Annotated in this window: 20 protein-coding genes; 9 read left to right on the forward strand and 11 right to left on the reverse strand. The window is 72.8% G+C overall.

Translation table 11 applies throughout. The features are described from left to right. Positions 1-142: 142 nt before the first annotated feature. From ITX44_RS02140 to ITX44_RS02155, 4 genes are read right to left on the reverse strand one after another with little or no spacing between them, the layout of a single operon-like run. Positions 143-1,141, reverse strand: coding sequence for an ABC transporter substrate-binding protein (locus ITX44_RS02140; RefSeq protein ID WP_205355197.1), 999 nt, complete (start codon positions 1,139-1,141; stop codon positions 143-145). Between the two features lie 7 nt (positions 1,142-1,148). Next, positions 1,149-2,171, reverse strand: coding sequence for an amidohydrolase family protein (locus ITX44_RS02145; protein WP_205355198.1), 1,023 nt, complete (start codon positions 2,169-2,171; stop codon positions 1,149-1,151). Next, the gene (locus tag ITX44_RS02150) at positions 2,168-2,956 is read right to left on the reverse strand and encodes a 4-carboxy-4-hydroxy-2-oxoadipate aldolase/oxaloacetate decarboxylase (protein ID WP_205355199.1); all 789 of its coding nucleotides are present in this window, start codon (positions 2,954-2,956) and stop codon (positions 2,168-2,170) included. The genes ITX44_RS02145 and ITX44_RS02150 overlap by 4 nt, the downstream gene beginning before the upstream one ends. Next, entirely contained in the window at positions 2,953-4,071 is a 1,119-nt protein-coding gene (locus ITX44_RS02155) for a zinc-dependent alcohol dehydrogenase (RefSeq protein WP_205355200.1), read from the reverse strand. The genes ITX44_RS02150 and ITX44_RS02155 overlap by 4 nt, the downstream gene beginning before the upstream one ends. 81 nt (positions 4,072-4,152) lie before the next feature. Between ITX44_RS02155 and ITX44_RS02160 the strand changes: the two genes are divergently transcribed. Both ITX44_RS02160 and ITX44_RS02165 read left to right on the forward strand, forming a co-directional pair. Beyond that, positions 4,153-5,100, forward strand: a complete 948-nt coding sequence (locus ITX44_RS02160) for a substrate-binding domain-containing protein (protein ID WP_205355201.1) — start codon at positions 4,153-4,155, stop codon at positions 5,098-5,100. Between the two features lie 10 nt (positions 5,101-5,110). Further along, positions 5,111-5,566: an RpiB/LacA/LacB family sugar-phosphate isomerase gene (locus ITX44_RS02165; RefSeq protein ID WP_205355202.1), complete on the forward strand. Its 456-nt coding sequence runs from the start codon at positions 5,111-5,113 to the stop codon at positions 5,564-5,566. A 179-nt stretch (positions 5,567-5,745) separates the two neighbouring features. Here the strand turns inward: ITX44_RS02165 and ITX44_RS02170 are convergent, their stop codons facing one another. The 5 genes from ITX44_RS02170 to ITX44_RS02190 all read right to left on the reverse strand — a co-directional run bounded on the left by ITX44_RS02170 (position 5,746) and on the right by ITX44_RS02190 (position 10,043). Next, positions 5,746-6,627: an alpha/beta fold hydrolase gene (locus tag ITX44_RS02170; RefSeq protein ID WP_205355203.1), complete on the reverse strand. Its 882-nt coding sequence runs from the start codon at positions 6,625-6,627 to the stop codon at positions 5,746-5,748. A 129-nt stretch (positions 6,628-6,756) separates the two neighbouring features. After that, a complete protein-coding gene (locus ITX44_RS02175; RefSeq protein WP_307795065.1) occupies positions 6,757-7,578 on the reverse strand; it encodes a 3-methyl-2-oxobutanoate hydroxymethyltransferase in 822 nt (273 codons plus the stop codon). A 254-nt stretch (positions 7,579-7,832) separates the two neighbouring features. After that, positions 7,833-8,366 (reverse strand): 3-methyl-2-oxobutanoate hydroxymethyltransferase, encoded by a 534-nt coding sequence (locus tag ITX44_RS02180; RefSeq protein WP_307795040.1) that lies wholly within the window; start codon positions 8,364-8,366, stop codon positions 7,833-7,835. Positions 8,367-8,379: 13 nt separating this feature from the next. After that, positions 8,380-9,666, reverse strand: coding sequence for an aromatic ring-hydroxylating dioxygenase subunit alpha (locus ITX44_RS02185; protein ID WP_205355205.1), 1,287 nt, complete (start codon positions 9,664-9,666; stop codon positions 8,380-8,382). A gap of 62 nt (positions 9,667-9,728) precedes the next feature. Further along, the gene (locus tag ITX44_RS02190) at positions 9,729-10,043 is read right to left on the reverse strand and encodes a 2Fe-2S iron-sulfur cluster-binding protein (protein WP_307795066.1); all 315 of its coding nucleotides are present in this window, start codon (positions 10,041-10,043) and stop codon (positions 9,729-9,731) included. A gap of 253 nt (positions 10,044-10,296) precedes the next feature. Between ITX44_RS02190 and ITX44_RS02195 the strand changes: the two genes are divergently transcribed. Both ITX44_RS02195 and ITX44_RS02200 read left to right on the forward strand, forming a co-directional pair. Beyond that, a complete protein-coding gene (locus tag ITX44_RS02195) occupies positions 10,297-11,412 on the forward strand; it encodes a cupin domain-containing protein (RefSeq protein WP_205355207.1) in 1,116 nt (371 codons plus the stop codon). A 60-nt stretch (positions 11,413-11,472) separates the two neighbouring features. Continuing rightward, a complete protein-coding gene (locus tag ITX44_RS02200; RefSeq protein ID WP_307795041.1) occupies positions 11,473-13,032 on the forward strand; it encodes an ethanolamine ammonia-lyase reactivating factor EutA in 1,560 nt (519 codons plus the stop codon). Positions 13,033-13,372: 340 nt separating this feature from the next. Here ITX44_RS02200 and ITX44_RS02205 read toward each other — a convergent pair whose 3' ends face one another. Next, positions 13,373-14,656 (reverse strand): NAD(P)/FAD-dependent oxidoreductase, encoded by a 1,284-nt coding sequence (locus ITX44_RS02205; protein WP_205355209.1) that lies wholly within the window; start codon positions 14,654-14,656, stop codon positions 13,373-13,375. A gap of 161 nt (positions 14,657-14,817) precedes the next feature. Here ITX44_RS02205 and ITX44_RS02210 point away from each other — a divergent pair, with 161 nt between their 5' ends. Beyond that, the gene (locus ITX44_RS02210) at positions 14,818-15,822 is read left to right on the forward strand and encodes a cupin domain-containing protein (RefSeq protein ID WP_205355210.1); all 1,005 of its coding nucleotides are present in this window, start codon (positions 14,818-14,820) and stop codon (positions 15,820-15,822) included. Then, on the forward strand, positions 15,822-16,529 hold the full coding sequence (locus ITX44_RS02215; protein ID WP_205355211.1) for a class I SAM-dependent methyltransferase: 708 nt from the start codon (positions 15,822-15,824) through the stop codon (positions 16,527-16,529). Before ITX44_RS02210 ends, ITX44_RS02215 begins: the two co-directional genes overlap by 1 nt. An 88-nt stretch (positions 16,530-16,617) precedes the next feature. Here the strand turns inward: ITX44_RS02215 and ITX44_RS02220 are convergent, their stop codons facing one another. Next, positions 16,618-17,409 (reverse strand): FadR/GntR family transcriptional regulator, encoded by a 792-nt coding sequence (locus ITX44_RS02220; RefSeq protein WP_205355212.1) that lies wholly within the window; start codon positions 17,407-17,409, stop codon positions 16,618-16,620. 293 nt (positions 17,410-17,702) lie between these two features. Between ITX44_RS02220 and ITX44_RS02225 the strand changes: the two genes are divergently transcribed. The 3 genes from ITX44_RS02225 (at position 17,703) to ITX44_RS02235 (ending at position 21,841) form a co-directional block, all read left to right on the forward strand. After that, on the forward strand, positions 17,703-18,803 hold the full coding sequence (locus ITX44_RS02225; RefSeq protein ID WP_205355213.1) for an ABC transporter substrate-binding protein: 1,101 nt from the start codon (positions 17,703-17,705) through the stop codon (positions 18,801-18,803). A gap of 94 nt (positions 18,804-18,897) precedes the next feature. Then, positions 18,898-20,676: an ABC transporter permease gene (locus ITX44_RS02230; RefSeq protein ID WP_205355214.1), complete on the forward strand. Its 1,779-nt coding sequence runs from the start codon at positions 18,898-18,900 to the stop codon at positions 20,674-20,676. Between the two features lie 22 nt (positions 20,677-20,698). Then, positions 20,699-21,841, forward strand: a complete 1,143-nt coding sequence (locus ITX44_RS02235; RefSeq protein WP_205355215.1) for an ABC transporter ATP-binding protein — start codon at positions 20,699-20,701, stop codon at positions 21,839-21,841.

Here is a 21,841-nt window from a genome sequence, read left to right on the forward strand (position 1 = left end):
GACCCGGCCGCAAGGTGCACTCGGCCCACCCCGCGGCCGGACTCGCGGGTCGCGACCGGCCGGCCGCCGTGCGCACCCGCGGCTGCCCCGCTGCGAGGCGCGCGCGACGCAGCCGGTCGGACCGGCTGAGGATCGCCCGGCCTCAGATCACCGCGGCCTCCAGCGACTCCGCCGCGAACAGCTCCTCCGGCTCCCACCGCCGCCGCGACAGCCCCTGCTCGTGGTGGTAGCGCAGGAAGGCCGCCAGCGCCTCCCGGTTGCGGTGGTCGGCCAGGCCGTACGACCAGTAGTCGCGGCCCAGCAGCGCGCGGGCCTCCTCCAGTTGCGGGGTGAGCCAGGGCAGCATGAAGCGCAGCGCCGAGGTGTCGTAGAGGGAGTCGTACGCCGCGTCGCGTGCCGCGACCAGCGCCTTGTACAGCGACTGGGCCACCCACCGGTGCTGCTCGTACACGTCGCGGCGGATCACCACCACGTGCATGATCGGGAAGATGCCGGTGGCCGCCCAGTACTCCTTCTCGGCGGCCACCACGTCGGGGAACAGCCGGCGCACCCGCGGGTCGCCGGCCGCGAACGGGCTCGGCACGCGCGGGGTGCACAGCGCGTCGATCTCGCCGGCCGCGAGCATCGCCGACAAGGTGGCGTCCTCGGGGATGCGGCTGATCCGCACCGACGCCGGCAGGTCCAGGCCGGCCTTCTCGATCCGGCCCGCGGTCTCCTGGCCGCCGGTGACGTAACGGACCGAGTCGAAGGGGACGCCGTGCCGGTCGCCGAGCACGCCGCGCATCCACACGCACGCGGTGAGCTGGTACTCCGGTGTGCCGACCAGCTTGCCGCGCAGGTCCTCGGGTTTCTCGACGCCGGAGTCGGCGTGCACGTACAGCGAGCCGTGCCGGAACATCCGCGAGGTGAAGACCGGCAGCGCGACGAAAGGCGCGGGGTCCTCGCGCAGGGAGACCACGTAGGAGGACAGCGACATCTCGGCGACCTCGAACTCGCGGTGCCGCAGCATCCGGAAGAAGGTCTCCTCCACCGGCAGCCGCAGGTAGGTCAGGTCGATGCCGTCGGCGCGGACCGTGCCCTCGGCAAGCGCCCGGGTCCGGTCGTAGTCGCCGCAGGCGAACGTCAGGTGCAGGGGGGCCATGGCGGTACTACCTGCCTTCCGTGAGCAGCCGGGCGTGCAGCCGGGGGTAGACCCGGCGGGCGTTGGCCTCGTAGACGCGGTGGCGCTGTTCGGCGCTCAGCCCCAGCCGTTCGACGTAGACCCGGGTGTCGTCCCAGGCGACGCCGGTCTCCGGGTCGGCGCCGCGCACCGCGCCGAGCATCTCCGAGGCGAAAAGGACGTTGGACGCGCCGATCACCCGGTGCAGCAGGTCGATGCCCGCCTGGTGGTAGACGCAGGTGTCGAAGAAGACGTTCTCCCGCAGGAGTTCGGCCGGGTCGGGGCGTCCCATGCGCATCGCGAGCCCCCGGTAGCGGCCCCAGTGGTACGGCACCGCGCCGCCGCCGTGCGGGATGACCAGCCGAAGCCCCGGGAAGCGGGTGAACAGGTCGCCCTGGAGCAGTTGCATGAACACGGAGGTGTCGGCGTTGAGGTAATGCGCGCCCAGTGTGTGGGCGCTGGGGTTGCAGGAGGTCGAGACGTGGATCATGGCCGGCACGTCCAGCTCGGTCATGGCCTCGAACAGCGGGAACCAGTACGGGTCGGTGAGCGGCGGCGCGGTCCAGTACCCGCCGGAGGGGTCGGGGTTGAGATTGCAGCCGACGAAGCCCAGCTCCGACACGCAGCGGCGCAGTTCGGCGACCGCGCCGTCCAGCGCGCCGCCGGGGGTCTGCGGCAGCTGGCAGACCCCGGCGAAGTGCGCCGGGAACAGCTCGGTGACCCGGTGCACCAGGTCGTTGGACGCCGCTGCCCAGGCGCGCGCGGTCGCCGGGCCGGCCACGTGATGGCTCATGCCGGACGCCTTCGGGGAGAACAGCATCAGGTCGGCGCCGCGCTGCCGCAGCACCTTGAGCTGGTGGTTCTCCACGCTGTCGCGCAGTTCGTCGTCGCCGATCGCGGCCAGTGCCGCCGGCGGCAGCGACGGGTCGGCCAGCCGGGCGAGCTGCGCGTCGCGGAACGCCTGCAACTGCGGCGGGGCGGTGGTGTAGTGGCCGTGGCAGTCGATGATCACCGGGCGGCCTCCGTACGGCTCCGGTTCGGCGGGACCGCGGCGCCGTCCTGGCGAGCGCCGTCGGGGTCCGCAGCGGTGCCCCGGCCGGCCGGGTCCGTGGGGCGTTCCGTGTGGTCGGTGTACGTCAGCCCCTTGGCCGCCAGCCGCTCGCGCATCGCGTGGATGTCCAGGCCGAGTTCGCCCCGCGCGTACCGCTCGCGCAGCGCGGCCTCGCGTTCCTCGCGGGCCCTGGAGGCGGCCAGCACCGCGGCGGCCCGGGCCCGCGGCACGCGTACCACGCCGTCGTCGTCGGCCAGCACCACATCGCCCGGCTCGATCCACTGACTCCCGCACACCACGGGCACGTTGACGTCGCCCAGCGTCTCCTTCACCGTGCCGAAGGCGCTCACATGCCGGGCCCACACCGGGAAGCCCATCGCGCGCAGCTCGGCCACGTCGCGGCAGCCGGCGTCGATGACCAGGCCGCGCACCCCGCGCGCGGCCACCGCGGTGGCCAGCAGGTCGCCGAAGTAACCGGCCTGGGACGGCGAGGTGGGCGCTACCACCAGGACGTCGCCCTCGCGGCACTGCTCCACCGCGACGTGCAGCATCCAGTTGTCGGCCGGGGGCACACTGACGGTGACCGCGGTGCCGGCCACCCGGGCGCCGGCCCACACCGGGCGCAGGCGCGGGTCCAGCAGCCCGGTGCGGCCCTGGGCCTCGTGCACGGTGGCGACTCCGAAGCCGGCCAGCTCGTCGACGGTCCGGAGGTCCGCCCGCGGCGGGTTGCGCACCACGACACTCATGCGGCCTGCTCCCAGGGCAGCAGGGACACGTGCACGGCGCCGTCGCCGAACTCGCCGCCCACCGTGCGGATCGCCCGGTCGGCGTCGGCCAGCCCGAAGGTGTGGGTGGCCAGCCGCTCCAGCGGGAAGCGGCCCGACGCGAGCTGTTCCAGGGCCAGTTCGCAGGAGCGGTAGCTGTGGCCGCGCGCGCTGCGCAGGCTGATCGACTTCTCGGTGATCTTCTTCAGCGGGAAGTCGGGGAAGGCGGCCAATTCGCCCTGGACCACCATCGTGCCCTCGCGGCGCTTGAGCGCGTCCACGCCGAGCAGCAGCGGCGCGGTGCCGGCGCCGGCCGTGCAGTCCAGCACCACGTCCACCCCGCGGCCGCCGGTGATCTCCATGACCCGCTCCAGCGGGTCCTCGCGGGTCACGTCCACCACGACGTCCGCGCCCAGTTCCTTGGCCAGCGCCAGCCGCGCCGCGTCCCGGGAGGTGCCGGTGACGATCACGAGTGAGGCGCCGGCCTGCTTGCAGGCGACCACCTGCGACAGCCCCTGCTGGCCGGGCCCCTGGATCAGCACTGTGGAGGCGTAGCGGACACCCCCGGTCACCAGCGCCCATTCGATGCCGTTGGACAACGGCGTGACCAGCCCGGCCAGTTCGGCGGTGACCCCGTCGGGCACCTTGTGGGTGACGGCGTTCCACGGCAGGTAGAGGTATTCCGCGAACCCGCCCCACAGGTGGTACGGGTTGGCGGCCGAGGTGTAGCCGTAGCGGCGGGCGTCGGGGTTGGTGCGCCAGTCGGTCGCCTCGCAGTGCCGGTACTCCCCGGCGTGGCACCACTCGCAGCGGAAGCAGCCGACGTAGTGCTCGACGAAGATCCGGTCGCCCTCGGCCAGCCCCTTGCGCTCGCGGAAGGTCCGCCCGGCCCTGGCGATCACGCCGACGTTCTCGTGGCCCATGATCACCGGGTCCGCGAACGGCGGCCGGGCGTACATCTTCACGTCGGTGCCGCAGATCCCGGCGACTTCCACCTTGAGCAGGGCGCCGTCGTCGGGGACGTCGGGCATCGGGAACTCGCGCAGTTCCGTGGTGCCCGGCGCGGTCCTGACCGCGGCCCGTACCTGTTCTGCCATCGGGGCCCTCTCCTCGTCCTCGCTGGTCCCTGGGTCGCCTCACTCTATGGCCTTATGGACTGACCATGCTACCTTTCGGGCATGGCCGGACCGAAGCTCACCGCAGTGACCCGCACCCAGGGCGCCAACGAGGCGCTGAAGAACGGCGATGTGCGCCCGCGCGGCGCCGAACTCGTCTTCGAGGAGGTGCCCGTGCTCGTGCACGCCTTCCGGCGGATGGTGCGCGGGCTGGAGTTCGACGTCTGCGAGATGGCGCTGACCACGTATCTGGTGGCCCGCGAGCACGGTGTCCGCTTCACCGCGCTGCCCGTCTTCCTGGTCCGCGGCTTCCACCACGGTGCGATCCTGTACGACCCGCGGTCCGGGCTGCGCGGCCCGAAGGACCTGGAGGGCCGCCGGGTCGGCGTCAACCGCGGCTACACCGTCACCACCGGGGTGTGGGCGCGCGCGGTGCTCGACCGTGAGTACGGCGTCGACCTGGACCGGGTGACCTGGGTGCTGTCCGGCGACGAGCACGTGCCCGGCTACCGGCCGCCGGCCAACGTCGAGCCGATGCCCGAGGGCGGCGCGCTGGAGGAGATGGTGCTCAGCGGCGAACTCGCCGCCGTCGTCGGCCTCGGCGCGCACACCACCCGCCTGGCACCGCTGCTCCCCGACCCCGAGCAGGCCGCGCTGGCCTCCTTCGCCGGCCACGGCACCTATCCCGTCAACCATCTGGTGGTGGTCCGCGACGACGTGCTGCGGCAGCACCCGGACCTGGCCGCCGACCTCTTCGGCGCCTTCGCCGAGGCCAAGCGGCAGTACGTGGAGCGGCTGGCGGCCGGGGCGATCGAGCGGCCCACGCCCGCCGACCTGACCAACCTGGCGGTGCTGCGGGCCGGCGGCCGCGACCCGCTGCCCTACGGCATCGAGCCCAACCGGGCGGTGCTGGAGGAGCTGACGGTCCACGCGGTCCGCCAGCACATCCTGCGCGCCCCGCTGCCGCTGGAGGAACTGTTCGCCGACGGCACCCACGACCTGACGGCCTGAGGGGAATCCGGTGCGCATCGCCGTCGCCGCCGACCACAACGGCGTCGCCTTGAAGGCCCGGCTCGCCGCCTGGCTCACCGCGCACGGGCACCGGGTCGACGACCGCGGGGCGCACGCGGCCGAGCCCCGCACCGACTACCCGCCGCTGTGCGCCGACGTCTGCCGGCACGTCACCGAAGGCACCGCCGACCGCGGCATCGTGCTCGGCGGCAGCGGCCTGGGGGAGACCATCGCCTGCAACAAGATCCGCGGGATACGGGCCGGGCTGTGCCACGACGAGTGGAGCGCGCGGATCTCCCGCGGCAACAACGACGCGAACGTGCTCGTCCTGGCCGCCAAGGTGATCACCCCGGAGACCGCCGAGCACGTTCTCGCCGTCTGGCTCGACACGCCCTTCCGTGGCGGCGAACACCGGCGGCGGCTGGACCAGATCGCCGCGCTGGAACGCGGGTTGCCGCTGAGCTGAGTGGCGGCCCGGGGCCGGTCCGCGATCGCGGCGCCCCGGGGCATGCGGCCGGTGGCCGAGCGGCACGCGCCCGGTGCGCCGACCGAATTCCCTCGGCCGGGTACGGCGGACGGGCATTCGGTGACAGCCGGCGGCCCCCGGCGGGCAGGACTCGCGCCGGGGACCGCGTCGTCACCCCGTTACCGCGGTGCCGCCGCCATCCCCGCGGCCTTGGCCGCTGCGTCCAGGAACTCCAGGATCCGCGGCGGCGCGGTGGCTTCGGTCTGCTCGGCCACCGGGACGTCCCAGAACTCGGCCCGCGGCAGGCACTCGCGCAGGTAGTGCGCGGCGGAGGGGGCGTGCGAGTCGTCCTGGCCGGGCACGATCAGCGCCGGCACGTCCAGCGTCAGCAGGTCCTCCGGTTCGGGGCCGGGCACGGTGTCGCGGTCGAAGAGCAGCCGGGCCGTCCCGGTCACCGCGATCCGGTACCGCTCGAGGTCGGTGCCGGCGTACCGCTCGGCGAAGAGCGGATCGGACCGCAGCACGCTCGCCCAGGGCCCGACCCGCGGGTCGGCCGAGAACCCCGCGGTGGTACTGCGGGCCAGTTCCACCACCCCCGCCGTTCCGTGTCGTTCGGTGAAGGCGAGGTGGGTGACGAAGCGGGCGTGCTGCTTCATCCGGTAACGCACGCCGCCGGCGGGGGAGTACAGCACCATGCCGGCCACCCGCCGCGGGTGGGCGACCGCCGCGGCGGCGACTGTGGAGCAGCCCACGCAGCCGCCCATCAGGAAGGCCCGTTCGACACCGAGATGGTCCAGCAGACCCATGCCCTGGCGTACGTAGTCGGCCCACCCGATGCGCTCCACCCGGCCGCCGGACCGGCCGGACTCGCGGCGGTCGAAGGTGACGCAGGTGTAGCGGCGGGTGAGGTGGTCCAGCAGGTTCAGCCGCTTGTAGACGCCGACCGTGCGCCAGCTCTCCAGCGTCGAGTCGAAGCCGCCGGGGGAGAACATCAGCAGCGCCGGGCCCGAGCCCGCGCTCTCGTAGCGGGTGGGGATCCCGTCGATCACCGCGGTGGGCATGGGCGTTCCTGTTCGCTCGGGAAGGTCGGGAAGGTCTGCAAGGGGGGTGGGTCGGCCGTCCGCCCGGGTGGTGACCGCCGGGCGGACGGGGGACGCGGCCCGGCCCGGGGGAAGGGCCGGGCCGCGCGATCAGCGGTCCGGGGGGACCGGGACGCCGCCGGCGATCTGGCGTGCGGCGCGGACGTCGCCGGCGTAGGCGGTGAGGGCGTCCAAGGTGATCCGGGCGACGTTGGCGTAGGTCTGCGGCGGGTCGTCCAGCGCGGAGGCGGCGTAGCCGATCGCGGCGTGCGCCATCCGCATCCGCCCGTCCAGCCAGGGCCCGCCGCCGAAGCCGCCGACGACCGGGACCGACACCGCTTCGGCGACCGCGGCGCCCACCACCGGGCCGGAGTTGGTGAAGTTCAGCAGCACCGCGCCGGCCTCCTCCAGCTTCTTGGCCTCCGCCACCATCGCGTCCTTCATCTCCACCGGCACCTGGTCGGCGGCCGACGGGATCGCGCGGTACTCCACGCCGTACCGCAGCGCGGTCTGCGGGGTGATGCCGAACTGGGCGAAGACGGGGATGCCCGCGGCGGCCACGGCCGCCACCGCGTCCAGGTGCTCGGCGGCGGCGTCCAGCTTGACCATGTCGACGCCCGCCTCCTTCACGAAGCGGACGGCGGCCCGCAGCGCCTCGGCGGTGCCCTCCTGGAGCGGGCCGAACGGGAAGTCCACGCTGACCAGGGCGCGGCGCACTCCGCGCCGTACCGCCTTGGCGACCAGGACCATCTCGTCCATGGTGACCTCGAACGGGTTGGCGTGCCCCCAGAGGTTGACGCCTACGGTGTCGCCGACCGAGACCAGCTCCACACCGGCCCGGTCCGCGATCCGCGCGACCTGGTAGTCCCAGGCCACCACGCCGACGATCTTGCGGCCCTCCTCCTTCATGCGCTGGAGTGCCCGCGGGGTGATCTTCTGACCGGACGGAACGCCCTGACCGGGCTGATGCGACTGACCGGGCCGGCGGGACTGACCGGACGGAACGGCCTGGCGGGACTGATCTGACGGGTCGGACATGGGGTGGGACATCTCGCCTTCGCGTCTGGGCCCCAGCGGGCGGGGCGGCGGTGGTGACGGGGGGCCGGGGTGATCGGGGGATCGAGGAGGTGCGTCCGGGCCGCGCGGGGGTGACGTGGACCCGCGCGGCCCGGGGATCCGGGGGAGCGCTACACCCGCAGTGCGGTGAGGAGTTCGACCACGTCGCCCTCGTCCGCCGACAGCAGCAGCACCCGCGCGTACGGACGCAGTGCCGCCACCGCCTCGTCCGCCTCGAAGCCGTCGCCGAGCACGACCCCGGCGGTGGTGACCGCGCGGGCCCAGCAGGCGCCGCCGATCGCCGCCGCCTGCGCCCCGCCGGAGTCCTCGCTGGCCAGCACCATCACCACGTCGGTGCCCTCCAGCGCGGCGGCCAGCGCGATCGGCGCCACGTCGGGTGCCTCGCCCACGGCGGACAGGGCCAGCTCCTCCGGCCGGCCCGGCGGCACCGGCCCGCAGGTGTAGAAGCGGGCGTGCGCCCAGGAGCGGCCGGCCACCGACCGGGCGACGGCGGCCGCGGCCTCGTCCAGCGCGATCACCCGGGCGTTGCGGGCCGGGGCGATCGGCCGGGTGATCCGGAATCGTGCCTCGGCGGCCGAGGCCGCCCGCGCGGACTGGCTCGGGTAGGTCACGGGCGCCGTCATGTCGCCGGCCTCGTCAGCCACGTCGACCGCCATGTCACACCGACGACTGGGCGACGCCCGGGGTCACGGTGACCGCGTCCCGGCAGGAGTCCAGGAACGACTCGGCCTGCGGCAGCACCACCGCCGCCGAGCGCACCCGGTGGTGCTTCGGGTCCACGCCGGGCGGGCGCACCCCCTCGTCGCGCAGCGCGATCGCGGCCTTGCGCAGCTTCTGCCGGGCCTTGATGATCCCGCTGTCGGCCGGCACCAGCCGCTCCTTGGTGCGGTCCACGATCGGGCCCATGCTCTCCTGCAACGAGGCGTCCTGCATGGCGATGCCGGCCACGCCCGAGTACGTGTCGCCGCGGCGCTGTGCCTCGCGGTCGATCAGGTAGTCGTTGTCCATGTTGGCCACCGGCCGATAGGTGCCGGGGATGTTCTTGCTGTGCACGCCATGGCCGTCGATCATCGCCTGCCGCTCGGTGTCGGTCAGTGCCCGCACCGGGTGGTAGTCGAAGCTGTACGTCCAGCAGTTCTCGTCGTCGATCGGCACCCAGAAGTGGCCGTGCACCGGGTGGTCGCCGCGCGGCGGCACCATGGTGAAGGACGGCATCACCCACGGTGTGATCCGCCAGTAGTACGTGCCCGGTTCGGCGTTGCGGCGCGCCCCGACGAACAGCCCGCCCTCGCTGTCGGCGACCTCGAAGAAGGGCTTGGTGTCCTTCATGTTGTACTCGTTGCCCTTGGCGCCCTTGAACAGCGGGTCGGTCCGCAGACCCCCGGAGTGCAGAAACGTCACATGGCTGGAGTCGATGCCGCCCTCGAACGCCTGGAGCCAGTTGCACTGCTGCCAGCGCTTGGAGGTGTACGTCTGCTCCGCCGGCACCTGCGCGAACTCGAACTCGGGCAGCGGCGGCTGCTCGGCCGCGTCGCCCATGTACGTCCACAGCACGTCGCCCACCTTGACCAGCGGATAGGCGGTCAGGTGCACGTTCTGGCAGAAGCTGCTGTTGTCCGCCTCGGAGGGCACCTCGACGCACTGGCCGGTGACGTCGTACTTCCAGCCGTGGTACGGGCAGCGCAGCCCGGAACCCTCGTTGCGCCCGAACCACAGCGAGGCGCCGCGGTGCGCGCAGAACTCGTCGACCAGGCCGTAGCGGCCCTCGCTGTCCCGGAAGGCGACCAGGCGCTCGGAGAGCAGCTTCACCCGGACCGGCGGCGAGTCGTTCTCCGGCAGCTCCTCGGCCAGGAGCGCGGGGATCCAGTACTGCCGGAACAACTCCCCCATCGGGGTCCCCGGGCCGGTCTGGGTCAGCAGCTCGTTGATGTCTCGTCTAAGCACGGCCGTATCCCTTTCACATGATGACCGTCACCGGCCCCGCCACCATCCGGCGGGGCAGGCGGTCAGGGCTGCTCCGGCGGGATCTCGACGGTCAGGCCGTCCAGTTCCTCGGTGATGCGTATCTGGCACGACAGCCGGCTCGTGGCGCGCCGCTCGGAGACCGCCATGTCCAGCAGGTCGTCCTCCATGTCGTGCGCGGGGCCCACCGCCCGGGCGAACTCCTCGCCCACGTACACGTGGCAGGTCGCGCAGGAACAGTTGCCGCCGCACTCCGCCACGATGCCGGGGACCCCGTTGCGGACCGCTGCGGCCATCACGGTGTCGCCGACCGATGCCTCGACGGCGTACTCCTCGCCGGCGCTGCCGATGTAGATCACTTTGGCCAAGGTCCCTCAGCCCTTTCGCGGTTGGTCGCGTCCCCGGGCGGTTCGGACGCGCCCCGCGGACCGACGTCCGTTGGTATGTCCATTAGACCAGGAGCCTGGCGGCGGCACAAGCGTCCGATCCCGGCCACGGCGTCGCCCGGTTCCGTCGAGGGGTCGTGCGGGCGGCGTGCCCGCAGGCCGTTGACAGGCCAAAATCCTTGGCCTTAAGGTCCTACCAATAGTGCCGTGCAGGAAGGTCGCGCCCATGTCCAGTGACGCCATCGTCAACGACTCCTTCGCGGCGAAGTTCGCCACCGAGAAGGACTCGCCGTACACCCGCTGGGTGGCTGCCGAGGGGCTGGACATCATCGCCGCCCACTACGTGCCGGACCTGCGCACGGTGGAGCTGCGGCCCTGGGAACGGCGCGGCGGGCGCGGGGTGTTCATCAACCACGAGGCCAGCCGCACCTCCAACGACTGCTACGTGTGCGAGATCCCGGCCGGCGGCGCGCTGGCCCCGCAGCGGCAGCTGTTTGAGGAGATGATCCTGATCCTGGACGGCCACGGCTCCACCCGGGTGTGGAACGACGCCGGCGCCGAGGTCGGCTTCGAGTGGGGCCCCGGTTCGCTCTTCGCCATCCCGCTCAACGCCCACTACCAGCACTTCAACGGCTCGGGCACGACCGCCGCGCGCTTCGTGGCCTCCACCAACCTGCCGCCGGTGCTCAACCTCTACGACGACGTCGACTTCGTCTTCGGCACCTCGCGCGACTTCCCCGAGCGCTTCAACGGCGAACCCGACTACTTCGCGCCCGGCGGCGAGCAGAAGGGCCTGCTGCTGGACACCAACTTCGTGGCCGACGCGGTCAACCTGCCGCTGATCGAGGCCAAGGAGCGCGGGGCCGGCGGCGGCCACATCCGGTTCGCCATGGCCCGCGGCTCGATGAACAGCCACATCTCCCAGTTCCCCACCCGCACCTACAAGAAGGGCCACCGGCACGGCCCGGGCGCCCACGTGATCATCCTGTCCGGCACCGGCTACAGCATGATGTGGCCCGAGGGCGAGGAGCCCAAGCGGTACGACTGGGGTCCGGGCACGCTGATAGTGCCGCCCAACATGTGGTTCCACCAGCACTTCAACACCGGTGCCGAGCCCGGCCGCTACCTGGCCTTCAAGCACGAGGCGGTCTCCCTGCGCAACGCCCAGGGCGTGCCCAAGGCATGGATCAGCCGGCGCATCGGCGGCGACCAGATCGACTACGCGGACGAGTCGCCCGTGGTGCGCGACACCTTCCGCAAGGCGCTGGCCGAGCAGGGCATGGAGCCGGAGATGGACGCGGCCTACGAGGCCGAGCTCGCCACCCTGCCGCCCAAGCCGTAACGGCCGGCCGTGCACAGCGACCACACACACGGCCACGCGAGCCACGGCGGGGGCGGACCGGTGACGAACCACTGCGCGTACCGGCCGGACCACGAGCACGACCACGACGACGCCCCGGGCCCGCTGGAGGACAACCCGATCTGGCGGCAGGACAACGTGCTGCTGCACAGCGTCGGGATGGACATCGGCTCCTCCGGTACCCAGGTGGTCTTCTCCCGGCTGCACCTGCGCCGCATGGGCGAGGAGCTGACCAGCCGTTACGTGGTGGTGCGCCGGGAGAACGTCTACCGCTCGCCGGTCGCGCTGACCCCGTACGCGGGGGCCGACCGGATCGACGCGGAGGCGCTGGGCGTCATCGTGGACCGCGCCTACCAGGCGGCCGGCGTCGACCCGGCGGGCGTGGACGCCGGCGTGGTCATCCTCACCGGGGAGGCGCTGCGCCGCGGCAACGCCGAGGCCATCGCCCGGGTGCTGGCCGAGCGGGGCGGCGAGCTGGTCACCGCCACCGCCGGCCACCACATGGAGGCGATGCTGGCCGCGTACGGCTCCGGCGCGGCCCGTACCTCCCACGACACCGGCGCCCGGCTGCTGACCGTCGACATCGGCGGCGGCACCACCAAGCTGGCCGTGGTCGACCGCGGCCGGATCGTCCGCACCGCCGCCCTGCACATCGGCGGCCGGCTGCTGGCGTACGACCCGCGCGGCCGGCTGACCCGGCTGGAACCGGGTGGTGAGCGGCAGGCCGCCCGGGCCGGCCTGGCCCCGCGGCTCGGCGAGCGGATCGGCCCGCCCGAGGTGGAGCGGCTCGGCTCGGCCATGGCCGACGCGCTGCTGGCCGCCCTCGCCCACCCGTCCGGCGGCGGCAGCGCGGACGAACTGTGGCTCACCGAGCCGATCGGGCCGCTGGACGGCGTGAGCGGCGCGGTCTTCTCCGGCGGCGTCGCGGAATACGTCTACGACCGCGAGCCGCGCGACTTCGGCGACCTCGGCCGGGCCCTCGGGCGCGCGCTGCGCCGCCGGCTCGACGCGGGCGCGCTGCCCTTCCCGCTGCTGCCGGCCGGCGAGTGCATCCGCGCGACGGCGCTCGGCGCCAGCGAGTACAGCGTGCAGCTCAGCGGCAACACCGGCTGCGTCACCGCCCCGGACCGGCTGCTGCCGCGGCGCAATCTGCAGGTCGTCCGGCCCGACTACGCACTCGGCGACCGCATCGACGCCGACGCGCTGGCCGCGGCGATCCGCCGCCGGCTGACCGATCTGGACGCCGACACCAGCCCGGCCGACGTGGTGCTCGCCCTGCACTGGCAGGGCCTGCCGCGCTACGACCGGCTCGTCGCGTTCGCCCGCGCGGTCCGGGACGGCCTCGCGACGCGCACCGCCTTCGGCCACGCGCTGTACGTCGTCCTCGACGGCGACGTGGCGATGACCCTGGGCCGGCTGCTGCGCGAGGAACTCGGCGTCACCGTCGACCTGTTCGTCGCCGACGGGCTGACCCTGCGCGACTTCGACTATGTCGACCTGGGCCGGCTCCGGCACCCCTCGAACACCGTCCCGGTCACCATCAAGTCCCTGGTCTTCGCCGCGGACCCGCTCCCGGCCGGCCCCGGGGCCGCGGCCCGCTGACCCGGCCGCCCTCGCCCGGAGTGCCCGCACGGCGCTCCGGGCGAGGGCGCGTCCACGCAACGCAGCGGTACACCCGACGGTCTCCGCGAGCCGTGTACGGAAGCCGGTGATTCGGTACGGCGGGGGCCGTCGCGGTGGAGCGACCGGCGCAGAGCCTCGCCGTACCGGCCGCGGGGGCCGGCAGGGCGGGTCCGTCACGGCAGAACCCGGGGTCGCGGCTCGCGGTCCCGCGGCGCCCTGATCCGCCGGCGGCCCGCCCCCTCCGCGGTGCTCCTGCGGCACCCCGGGGAGGGCGGCCGTCGCACGTCCGGACGGCCCGCCCCCGGCCGGGCCGGACCGCTCAGGCCGTGGTGGACGCCGTCGCCGGGTCCCGGCGGGCGGTGACGAGGGACTTCAGGGTCGTCGAGGTGTCGCGGGCGAGGTCGGGGTCGATGGTGACGCCGTCGGTCAGGGCGCGGCGCACCGCCATGTAGTCGGCCGGGCGGTTGACGGCGTCGGCCGCGAGCAGGCGGCCGTCGCGGTAGTAGAGGACCGAGAAGGACTCCGCGGCCGGATCGCCGCGCACCACGTAGCCGTCGTGACCGGCGGACAGCCCCGCCGTCTGGAGCGTCAGGTCGCCCTGGTGCGACCAGAACCACGGCACAGCGGGCGGCGGCACGGGCCGGCCGAGCAGGGTCGCGGCGGCGGTCTGTGCCTGGGCCACCGCGTTCTGCACCGACTCCAGCCGCAGCCGGCCGAGGCCGGTCAGCGGGTCGGGCCGTACAGTGCAGTCGCCGGCCGCCACCACCGCGGGATCGCTGGTGCGCGCGTGGGCGTCGACCACGATGCCGCCGTCGCAGGCCAGCCCCAGCCGCTCGGCCAGTTCGGTGCGCGGCGCGGCGCCGACGCCGACCAGCGCCAGGTCGGCCGGCAACCGGGTGCCGTCGGCCAGCAGGACTCCGGTCAGCCGGCCGCGCGGGTCGCCCTCGAAGGCCGCGACCGCCGCCGACAGCCGCACCGGGGTGCCGCGCCGCTCGTGGGCGGCCCGGTAGAACTCCGAGACCACCGGCGCCACCGCCCGGCCCATCAGCCGGCCGGCCGCCTCGACCACGGTCACCGAGGGCCGGCCCAGCGCGCGGGCCGCCGCGGCGGCCTCCAGGCCGACGAAGCCGCCGCCGACCACCACCACGTGGTCGGCCGTCGCCAGCCGCTGCCGCAGGTCGGCGGCGTCGTCGTGATCGCGCAGGGTGCACACGCCGTCCAAGTCGGCGCCCGGGAGGGCCAGTCGCCGGGGCCGGGCGCCGGTGGTGAGCGCGAGCCGGTCGAAGGCCAGCCGGCGCCCGCTCGCGGTGACGGCGACGCCCGCGCCGGGCGACGGGCCGGACAGCTCCACGTCGGTCACCCGCTCCCCGCACACCAACTCGATGCCGGCCTCGGCGTAGAAGGCTGGTGTGCGCAGCGCGAGATCGGCCGGTCCCGCGGAACCGGCCAGGAACTCCTTGGACAGCGGCGGCCGCTGATACGGCGGCAGCGATTCCGCGCCGACCAGCGTGATCGGCCCCGCGTCCCCCCACTGGCGCAGGGAGACGGCCGTCTGGAGGCCGGCCTGGCTGGCGCCGACGATCAGGGTCCCGTTGCGGCTCACCGCAGCTCCTCTCCGTCCCGGCTCCGCCCGGGCGCAGCTCTGATTGTCATACCATTATGCCATAGCCCTCCGATTCGTTGACGCTCCTTGAGGTCCGTTGATATAACGGTTAGGCCATTAAGGGGCCTGAAGGGCGAGGCCGACAGCAAGAGGAGAGCCGTATGAGCGACAAGAAGGGCCGGGTCTTCCTCCGGGGCATCACCTCGGAGACCTACGGGCTGAAGGAGTTCCGCCGCCGGCAGCTCGAAGCACCCCGGGTGCGTGACGACTCGGTGGTGGTGGACGACGCGAAGGTCGGCCACTCGGGCGACTCCGAGCAGTCCCGCACATGGTGGCGGATCGGCCCCGGCGACGACCCCTTCCTCACCCAGAGCCTCCAGGTGCACTTCGTGGAGCTGCCCCCGCACTCCTCCAACCACGGCCACGGCCACCAGAACGAGGCCGCCTTCTACATCCTGGACGGCGCCGGCTACGAGATCCACGACGACCAGCGCTACGACTGGGCCAAGGACGACCTGGTCATCGTGCACACCGACTCCGTGCACCGGCACTTCAACCCCTACGACGAGACCGCCCGCTGCCTGATATTCAAGGCCAAGTCCCTGTGGATGTACCTCGGCCTGATCCAGCAGGGCCGCAGCGGCCCGGTCGCCGACGAGGACCGCTTCGGCCCGCGCGAGGACTGGTCGCAGGTGTGGACCCCGGGTGTCGCGGACAAGCGCAAGGTCGTCAAGTCCGCCGACACCAAGTGGGAGACCACCCCGCTCGGCCGGGTCCGCACGCTGTCCGCCATCGGCGACGACGTCCGCACCTTCAGCGTGGACGCCTTCGTCCTGGAGGTCCCGGCCGGCAGCCGGTCCGGCAAGCGCTGGCAGATGGCCGACGAGGTGCTCTACGTACGTTCCGGCGCCGGCTACAGCCTGCACTGGGAGGTCGAGGCGGAGATCGCCGAGAAGTACTACGCCCGGATCGCCAAGGAGCCGACCCGGCACGAGTTCAAGGCCGGCGACACGATCTACGTCCCGCACAACACCGTCGCCCAGCACTTCGCCGCCGACGGCGAGCCGGTGACCCTCATCTCCGGGCAGAACCGTATCTTCAAGCAGCTCGGCTACGACCAGGTCACCTACCTGGAGAACGCCCCCGAGTACGACGCGGCCCGGTGATGGGCGAGGCGAGCAAGGTGTCGGCCGCGGTCTGGTCGGACCCGCAGTTCGCCCAGGCCTGGCTGGCCGCCGACCCGCAGGGGCCCCAGGACCTGCTGGCGCTGCCGCGGCGGATCGCGGCGGCCGTGGTGGCCGAGGAGACGCCCGCCCCGCGGCTGGTGGTGGACGTGGCGGCCGGCGCCGGCGCGTTCCTGTCGGTGCTGCTTGACGCCTTTCCGCAGGCGCACGGGGTCTGGCTGGACGCCTCGCCGGCGATGGGGGAGCGGGCCAGGACCGAACTGGCCCGGTTCGGCGACCGGGTGGAGTTCCTGGCCGGCGACATGACGGCGCTGCGCGCGGCCGGCGTGCCCGACGGCGCCGACCTGGTCGCCACCTCCCGGGCCACCCACCACCTGGACCGCGCGGAACTGCACGGCTTCTACCGCGAGGCCGCCGGACTGCTGGCCCCCGGCGGCTGGCTGGTCAACCTCGACCACGTCGGACTGGACGAGGTCTGGGACCGCCGGCTGCGCGCGGCGCGGCGCCGTTTCGTACCACCGCGCCCGGCGGCCACCGGTCACCACCACGACCGGCCGCTGCCCACCGTCCGGGACCACCTGGACGGCTACCGCGTGGCCGGCCTGCCCGAGGCGGAGGTGGTGTGGCGGGCCTTCCACACCTGCCTGTTCGCCGCTCGTGCGAACGAGCAGCCGGGCCGCGCGGACTGAGCGCCCGTTCGGCCGCCTCACCGTTCGCCTGCCTCAACTGCCCAGCAACAGATGGGCAGTTGAGGCGGCAGGATGTGCCCGGCAGGTGCTACGCGCCCGCCGGCGCCCGGCCGCGCGAGGTGCGCCGGGCGGCGGGTTCGTCCAGGCACAGCCGGTCGGCCGTGCGGCTCAGGTGCTCGCGCATGATCCGCTGGCCGGTCTCGCTGTCCCCGGACCGCACCGCGGCGATCAGCTCGCGGTGCTCCCGCACGCCCCGCTGCCCCATCTCCGGAGCGGTCTTCTGCGCGGTCGCCAGCGACATCAGCAGCGGCCCGTGGAAGGAGTGGATCAGCATCTCGAAGGCGGTGTTGTGGGTGCTCGCCGCCAGCCGGGTGTGGAACTCCGCGGACAGCGCCACGTCGTACTGCCCGGTGGCCAGCGCTGCTTCCTGCCGGTCGCAGATGTCCTCGAGCGCCGCCAGGTCGGTCTCGTCGGCGTGCTCGCACAGCAGCGGGATGATGCCGACCTCCAGCACCAGCCGGACCTCGGTGACATCGGCCGCGGTCACCGATGACAGGGTCAGCAGGTCGGTGAGGCTCGCGCCCACCCGGTCGCTGGTCGGCTTGGTGACGAAGGCGCCGCCGTGCGCGCCCACCCGGATCTCGACCAGGCCACTGGCCTCCAGCACGCGCAGGGCCTCGCGCACGGTCACCCGGCTGACCCCGAAGCGTTCGCACATCTCGCGTTCGGGCGGCAGCCGGTCACCGGGCGTCAGCTTGCCCTCATGGATCAGCGAGCGGACCTGGTCGACGATGAGCGCGGAGATGCGCCGGTCGGTCACCGGGCTGAGCAGTCCACCCGACTGACCGTCCGTGGTCCTTGCGGTACGGCGAGGCGGCACGGGGGTTTCCCTTTCTGGTCGTTGAGCCTCCCAGTGTACCGCCCTAGGGTATGACCAATAGGCCTGTTCCGGACGGCTGTGGCGCAGGCCACTGCCCCGCTGCCGGCGGCCCGCCTCCCCGCGCCGCGGCCGTGCTGTCACGTCCCGTGACGGCGAGCGCGTTCCCCCAATTATGTTCTATCTATTGCAATGGTCATACCGACAGCCCACAATGTCACTGTTTTCGAGCGGGCCACCCGCGAAAGTGGCTGCTGGCCAGCGCTTTTCCGGGCCCTCAACCGGAGGATGACCGCATGCACGAAGTCAGACACAGCCGAGCGGGCCGTCGAGCGCGCTCCGCGGCCCTCGTCGGCGCGGCCCTGCTGCTGCCCTGGACGCTCACCGCCTGTGGCAGCGCGGGACTCGGCTCCATCGGCGCGGTCGAGCCGGCCCGCACCCCCCAGGCGCTGCTCCCGCAGGCCCAGGCCGAGGGCAAGGTGGTGTGGTACACCACCTTCGCCGACTCCGACGTCAACGACATGATCTCCGCCTTCCAGAAGGCGTACCCCGGCATCAAGGTCGACGCGCTGCGGCTCAGCGCCGACAAACTGCCCTCCCGCCTGGTCACCGAACAGCGCGGCCGCAAGTACAACGCCGACGTCATCTCCGCCGACTGCGAACCGGTCTACCAACTGATCAAGGTCGGCACCCTGGCACCGTACCGGGTGCCCGCGGCGCCCCCGCTGCCGGCCCAACTGCGCAACCTCCCCGACGGATTCGGCAACGCCGTCTACGTCCTCACCAGCGCCATCGCCTACAACCCGGACGGCGTCAAGGCCCAGCACCTGCAGCCGCCCACCAGCATCGAGGACCTCACCGAGCCGCAGTGGAAGGGCCGGTTCTCCATCGACCCCTCGGCCATCAATTGGTACGAGAGCCTGATCTCCTCGATGGGCCACACCAAGGCACTGCAACTGGTCAAGGAACTCGGCGACAACTCGCCCCGGCTGGTGGAGAGCCACACGCAGTCGCTGACCGAGGTGCAGTCCGGTGAACCGCTGGCGTCGGTCAACGCCTACGCCTACAAGGCCGCCTCCCTGGCCCGGAAGACCCCCGGCCGGATGGCCTTCGCCAACACCGACCCGCAGCCGGCCGCCGCCGCCCTGGCCGAGATCGCCAGGAACGCCCCGCACCCGTCCGCGGCCAAGCTCTTCATGGACTGGATCATGTCCCCACAGGGCCAGGACAGCGTCGTGAAGATCACCAACCACACCTCGCTGAGCCCCGCCGCGGCCAACGATCCCAGCGTCTGGAACCCGGCGAAGTGGAAGCCCGCCTGGTCGATGCCGGTGATCACCGCCGACACCTACGACCGGTACCTCCAGGAATACCAGAAGGCGCTGCACGCGATCTGACGCGTCCCGCGCCCCGGCCGGCGCCGCCCGCGGGCCGCCCCGCACCCGTCCGCATCCCCGGCTCCCACCCACCCGACCCGAGAACGGCCACCGCATGAGCCTGATCAGCCGGTCCCGCCCAGCGCCACCACCCGCCCTCGCCGACCCCCGACGCCCCGCCCGCTCCACCCAAGGCCTGCGCGGCTGGTTCCGCGACCCCCGCAACCTGCTGCTCGCCGTCGTCGCCCTGGTCGTCGCCTACCTCGCGATCGTCCCGGCCGCCACCATGGGCGTGGCCAGCCTCCAGTCGCAGTTCCTCAGCACCGGCCCGGTGCACTGGACCTTCCGCCACTACACCGAGACCCTGGGCACCGCGGACTTCTGGACGCTGGTCGGCAACTCCTTCGGCTACGCGGCGGCCACCGCCGTCATCAGCACCGTGATCGGCTTCGGACTGGCGTACCTGGTCGCCCGCACCGACACCCCCGCCAAGTTCTTCGCCCAGGTCGCCGCCCTGGTGCCGCTGATCATCCCGGGCATCCTCAACACCGTCGCCTGGGCGCTGCTGTTCGCCCCGCACACCGGCGCGCTCAACGTGCTGCTGCGCGACGTGCACCTGCCCGCCTTCGACATCTACTCGCTGGCCGGCATGGTCCTGGTGCAGTCCATGCACGTCACCCCGGTCGCCTTCCTGATGGGCACCGCCGCCTTCAGCCAGATGGACTCCTCCCTGGAGGAGGCCGCGCTGGCCTCGGGGGCGCCGCCGCTGCGGGTCTTCCGTACCATCACCGCCCGGCTGATCCGCCCCGCCGTGCTCTCCGCAGTGCTGCTGATGTTCGTCCAGACCATCTCCACCTTCGAGGTGCCGCAGCTCATCGGCGTGCCCGGCCGTACCTTCGTCTTCGTCAGCCGGATCTACAACGCCTTGCAGGCGTTCCCCACCGACTACGGCACCGTCGGCGTCATCGGCGTGTTCATCCTGGTCGTCGCCACCCTCGGGCTGTGGCTCTCGCGCCGGCTCAGCGGCCCCGGCGCCGGCGTGCAGACCATCTCCGGCAAGGGCTACCGGCCCACCGTCACCGAACTGGGCCGCTGGCGCTGGCTGGGCCTGGCCGCCTTCGTCCTGTTCTTCGTGGTCGCCGTCGCCCTGCCGCTGCTGATGCTGGTGTGGTCCTCGCTGCTGCCCGGCTACGAGCCGCCGTCGTGGTCCGCGCTGCACCACCTGACGCTGTCCAACTACCGGGAGATCTGGCACACCCCGGGCCTGGTCGACTCCGTCCGCAACAGCCTGATCACCGCGGTGCTGGCCGGTGCGGTCGTCACCGTGCTCAGCTCCCTGGTCGCCTACATCACCGTCAAGACCAAGGCACGCGGCCGCGGCCTGCTCGACGGCCTGGCCACCATCCCGCTCGCGGTGCCCAGCGTCGTGATGGGCGTCGGCATCCTCTACTGGTACCTGAGCATGCCGCTGCCGGTGCACCTGTACGGCACCCTCACCATCCTGGTCATCGCCTTCGTGACCATCGGCCTGCCGTACGGCCTGCGCTACATCGTGCCCGGCATGGCCCAGATCAAGGACGAACTGGAGGAGGCCGCCGCGGCCAGCGGCGCGTCCTGGCCGCGCACCTTCTGGCGCATCTACGTGCCGCTGCTCGTGCCCTCCCTGGCCGCCGCCTTCCTCTACACCGTCATCGTCGCCTTCCGGGAGATCTCCGCGGCGATCTTCCTCTACACCCAGGGCACCCAGGTGGTGTCCGTGACGATCTACCAGCAGTGGTCCAACGGCAGCTACCCCGTGGTGGCTGCGCTCGGGGTGGTCATCGTCGTCTTCCTCGCCATGATCGTCGCCATCGTCCGCCTCCTCACCAGGAGATTCGGGCTGAACCGCCAGTAATGAGCACTCGAAGGAGAGTCTCGTGATCGAGGTACGCGGACTGACCAAGCGCTACCCGGGAAGGACCGTCACGCGCAACGCCGTCGACGGCATCGACCTGGAGATACCGGAAGGAAAACTGGTCACCCTGCTCGGCCCCAGCGGCTGCGGCAAGACCACCACACTGCGGCTGATCGCCGGCCTGGAACGCCCCGACGCAGGTGAGATCCGCATCGGCTCCCGGCTGATGTGCGCCCCCGCCGAAGGGGTCTTCGTCGGCGTGCACCACCGGCCCATCGGCGTGGTCTTCCAGTCCTACGCCGTGTGGCCGCACATGACCGCCGTGCAGAACGTGATGTTCCCGCTCCAGTCCGGGCAGAAGCGGATGGGCCGCACCGAGGCCCGGCGCCGCGCCATGGAGGCGCTGGAGATGGTGGGCCTGGCCGAGTTCGCCGACCGCCCGGCGCCCGCCCTGTCCGGCGGCCAGCAGCAGCGCGTCTCGCTGGCCCGCGCCCTGACCCGCGAGCCGGAGGTGCTGCTGCTCGACGAACCGCTGAGCAACCTCGACGCCGGGCTGCGCGACCGGGTCCGCGACGAGATCCGCTCGGTGCAGCAGCGGCTCGGCATCACCACCGTCTTCGTCACCCACGACCAGGACGAGGCGCTGGCCGTCTCCGACGAGGTCGTGGTCATGGACCACGGGCGGATCGTCGAACGCGGCCAGGCCCAGGACATCTACCGCTGCCCGCGCGAGGAGTTCACCGCCCGCTTCATGGGCATCTCCAACAGCCTGCCGGGCACCGTCCAGGAAGGCGGCCAGGACATGGCGGAGATCTCCCTCGCCCACGGCCGGCTGCGCTGCCTCACCCCCGCCGCGGCCCCGGTCGGCAGCCGGGTCAACGTCTTCATCCGGCCCGAGAGCCTGCGGCTGTCGCGCAAGGACTCCTCCGGGCGCGGCTGGAAGGGCACCGTGGAGTTCAGCATCTACCACGGCGACTGCTGGGACTACCACGTACGGGTCGGCGACACGCTGCTGCGCTCGCGCATGTACCGGGAGAAGGTCGGACTCGCCCACGGCGACCCGGTGTTCGTGGTCCCCGAGGAGGAGACCGCGATCGCCATCGCGGACAAGATCGCCGCCTCGGACGGAGCCGTCGCGGACAAGGACGAGTCATGGGCGAAGTGA

This window comes from Actinacidiphila acididurans (assembly GCF_016918855.1).
GTDB lineage: Bacteria > Actinomycetota > Actinomycetes > Streptomycetales > Streptomycetaceae > Actinacidiphila > Actinacidiphila acididurans.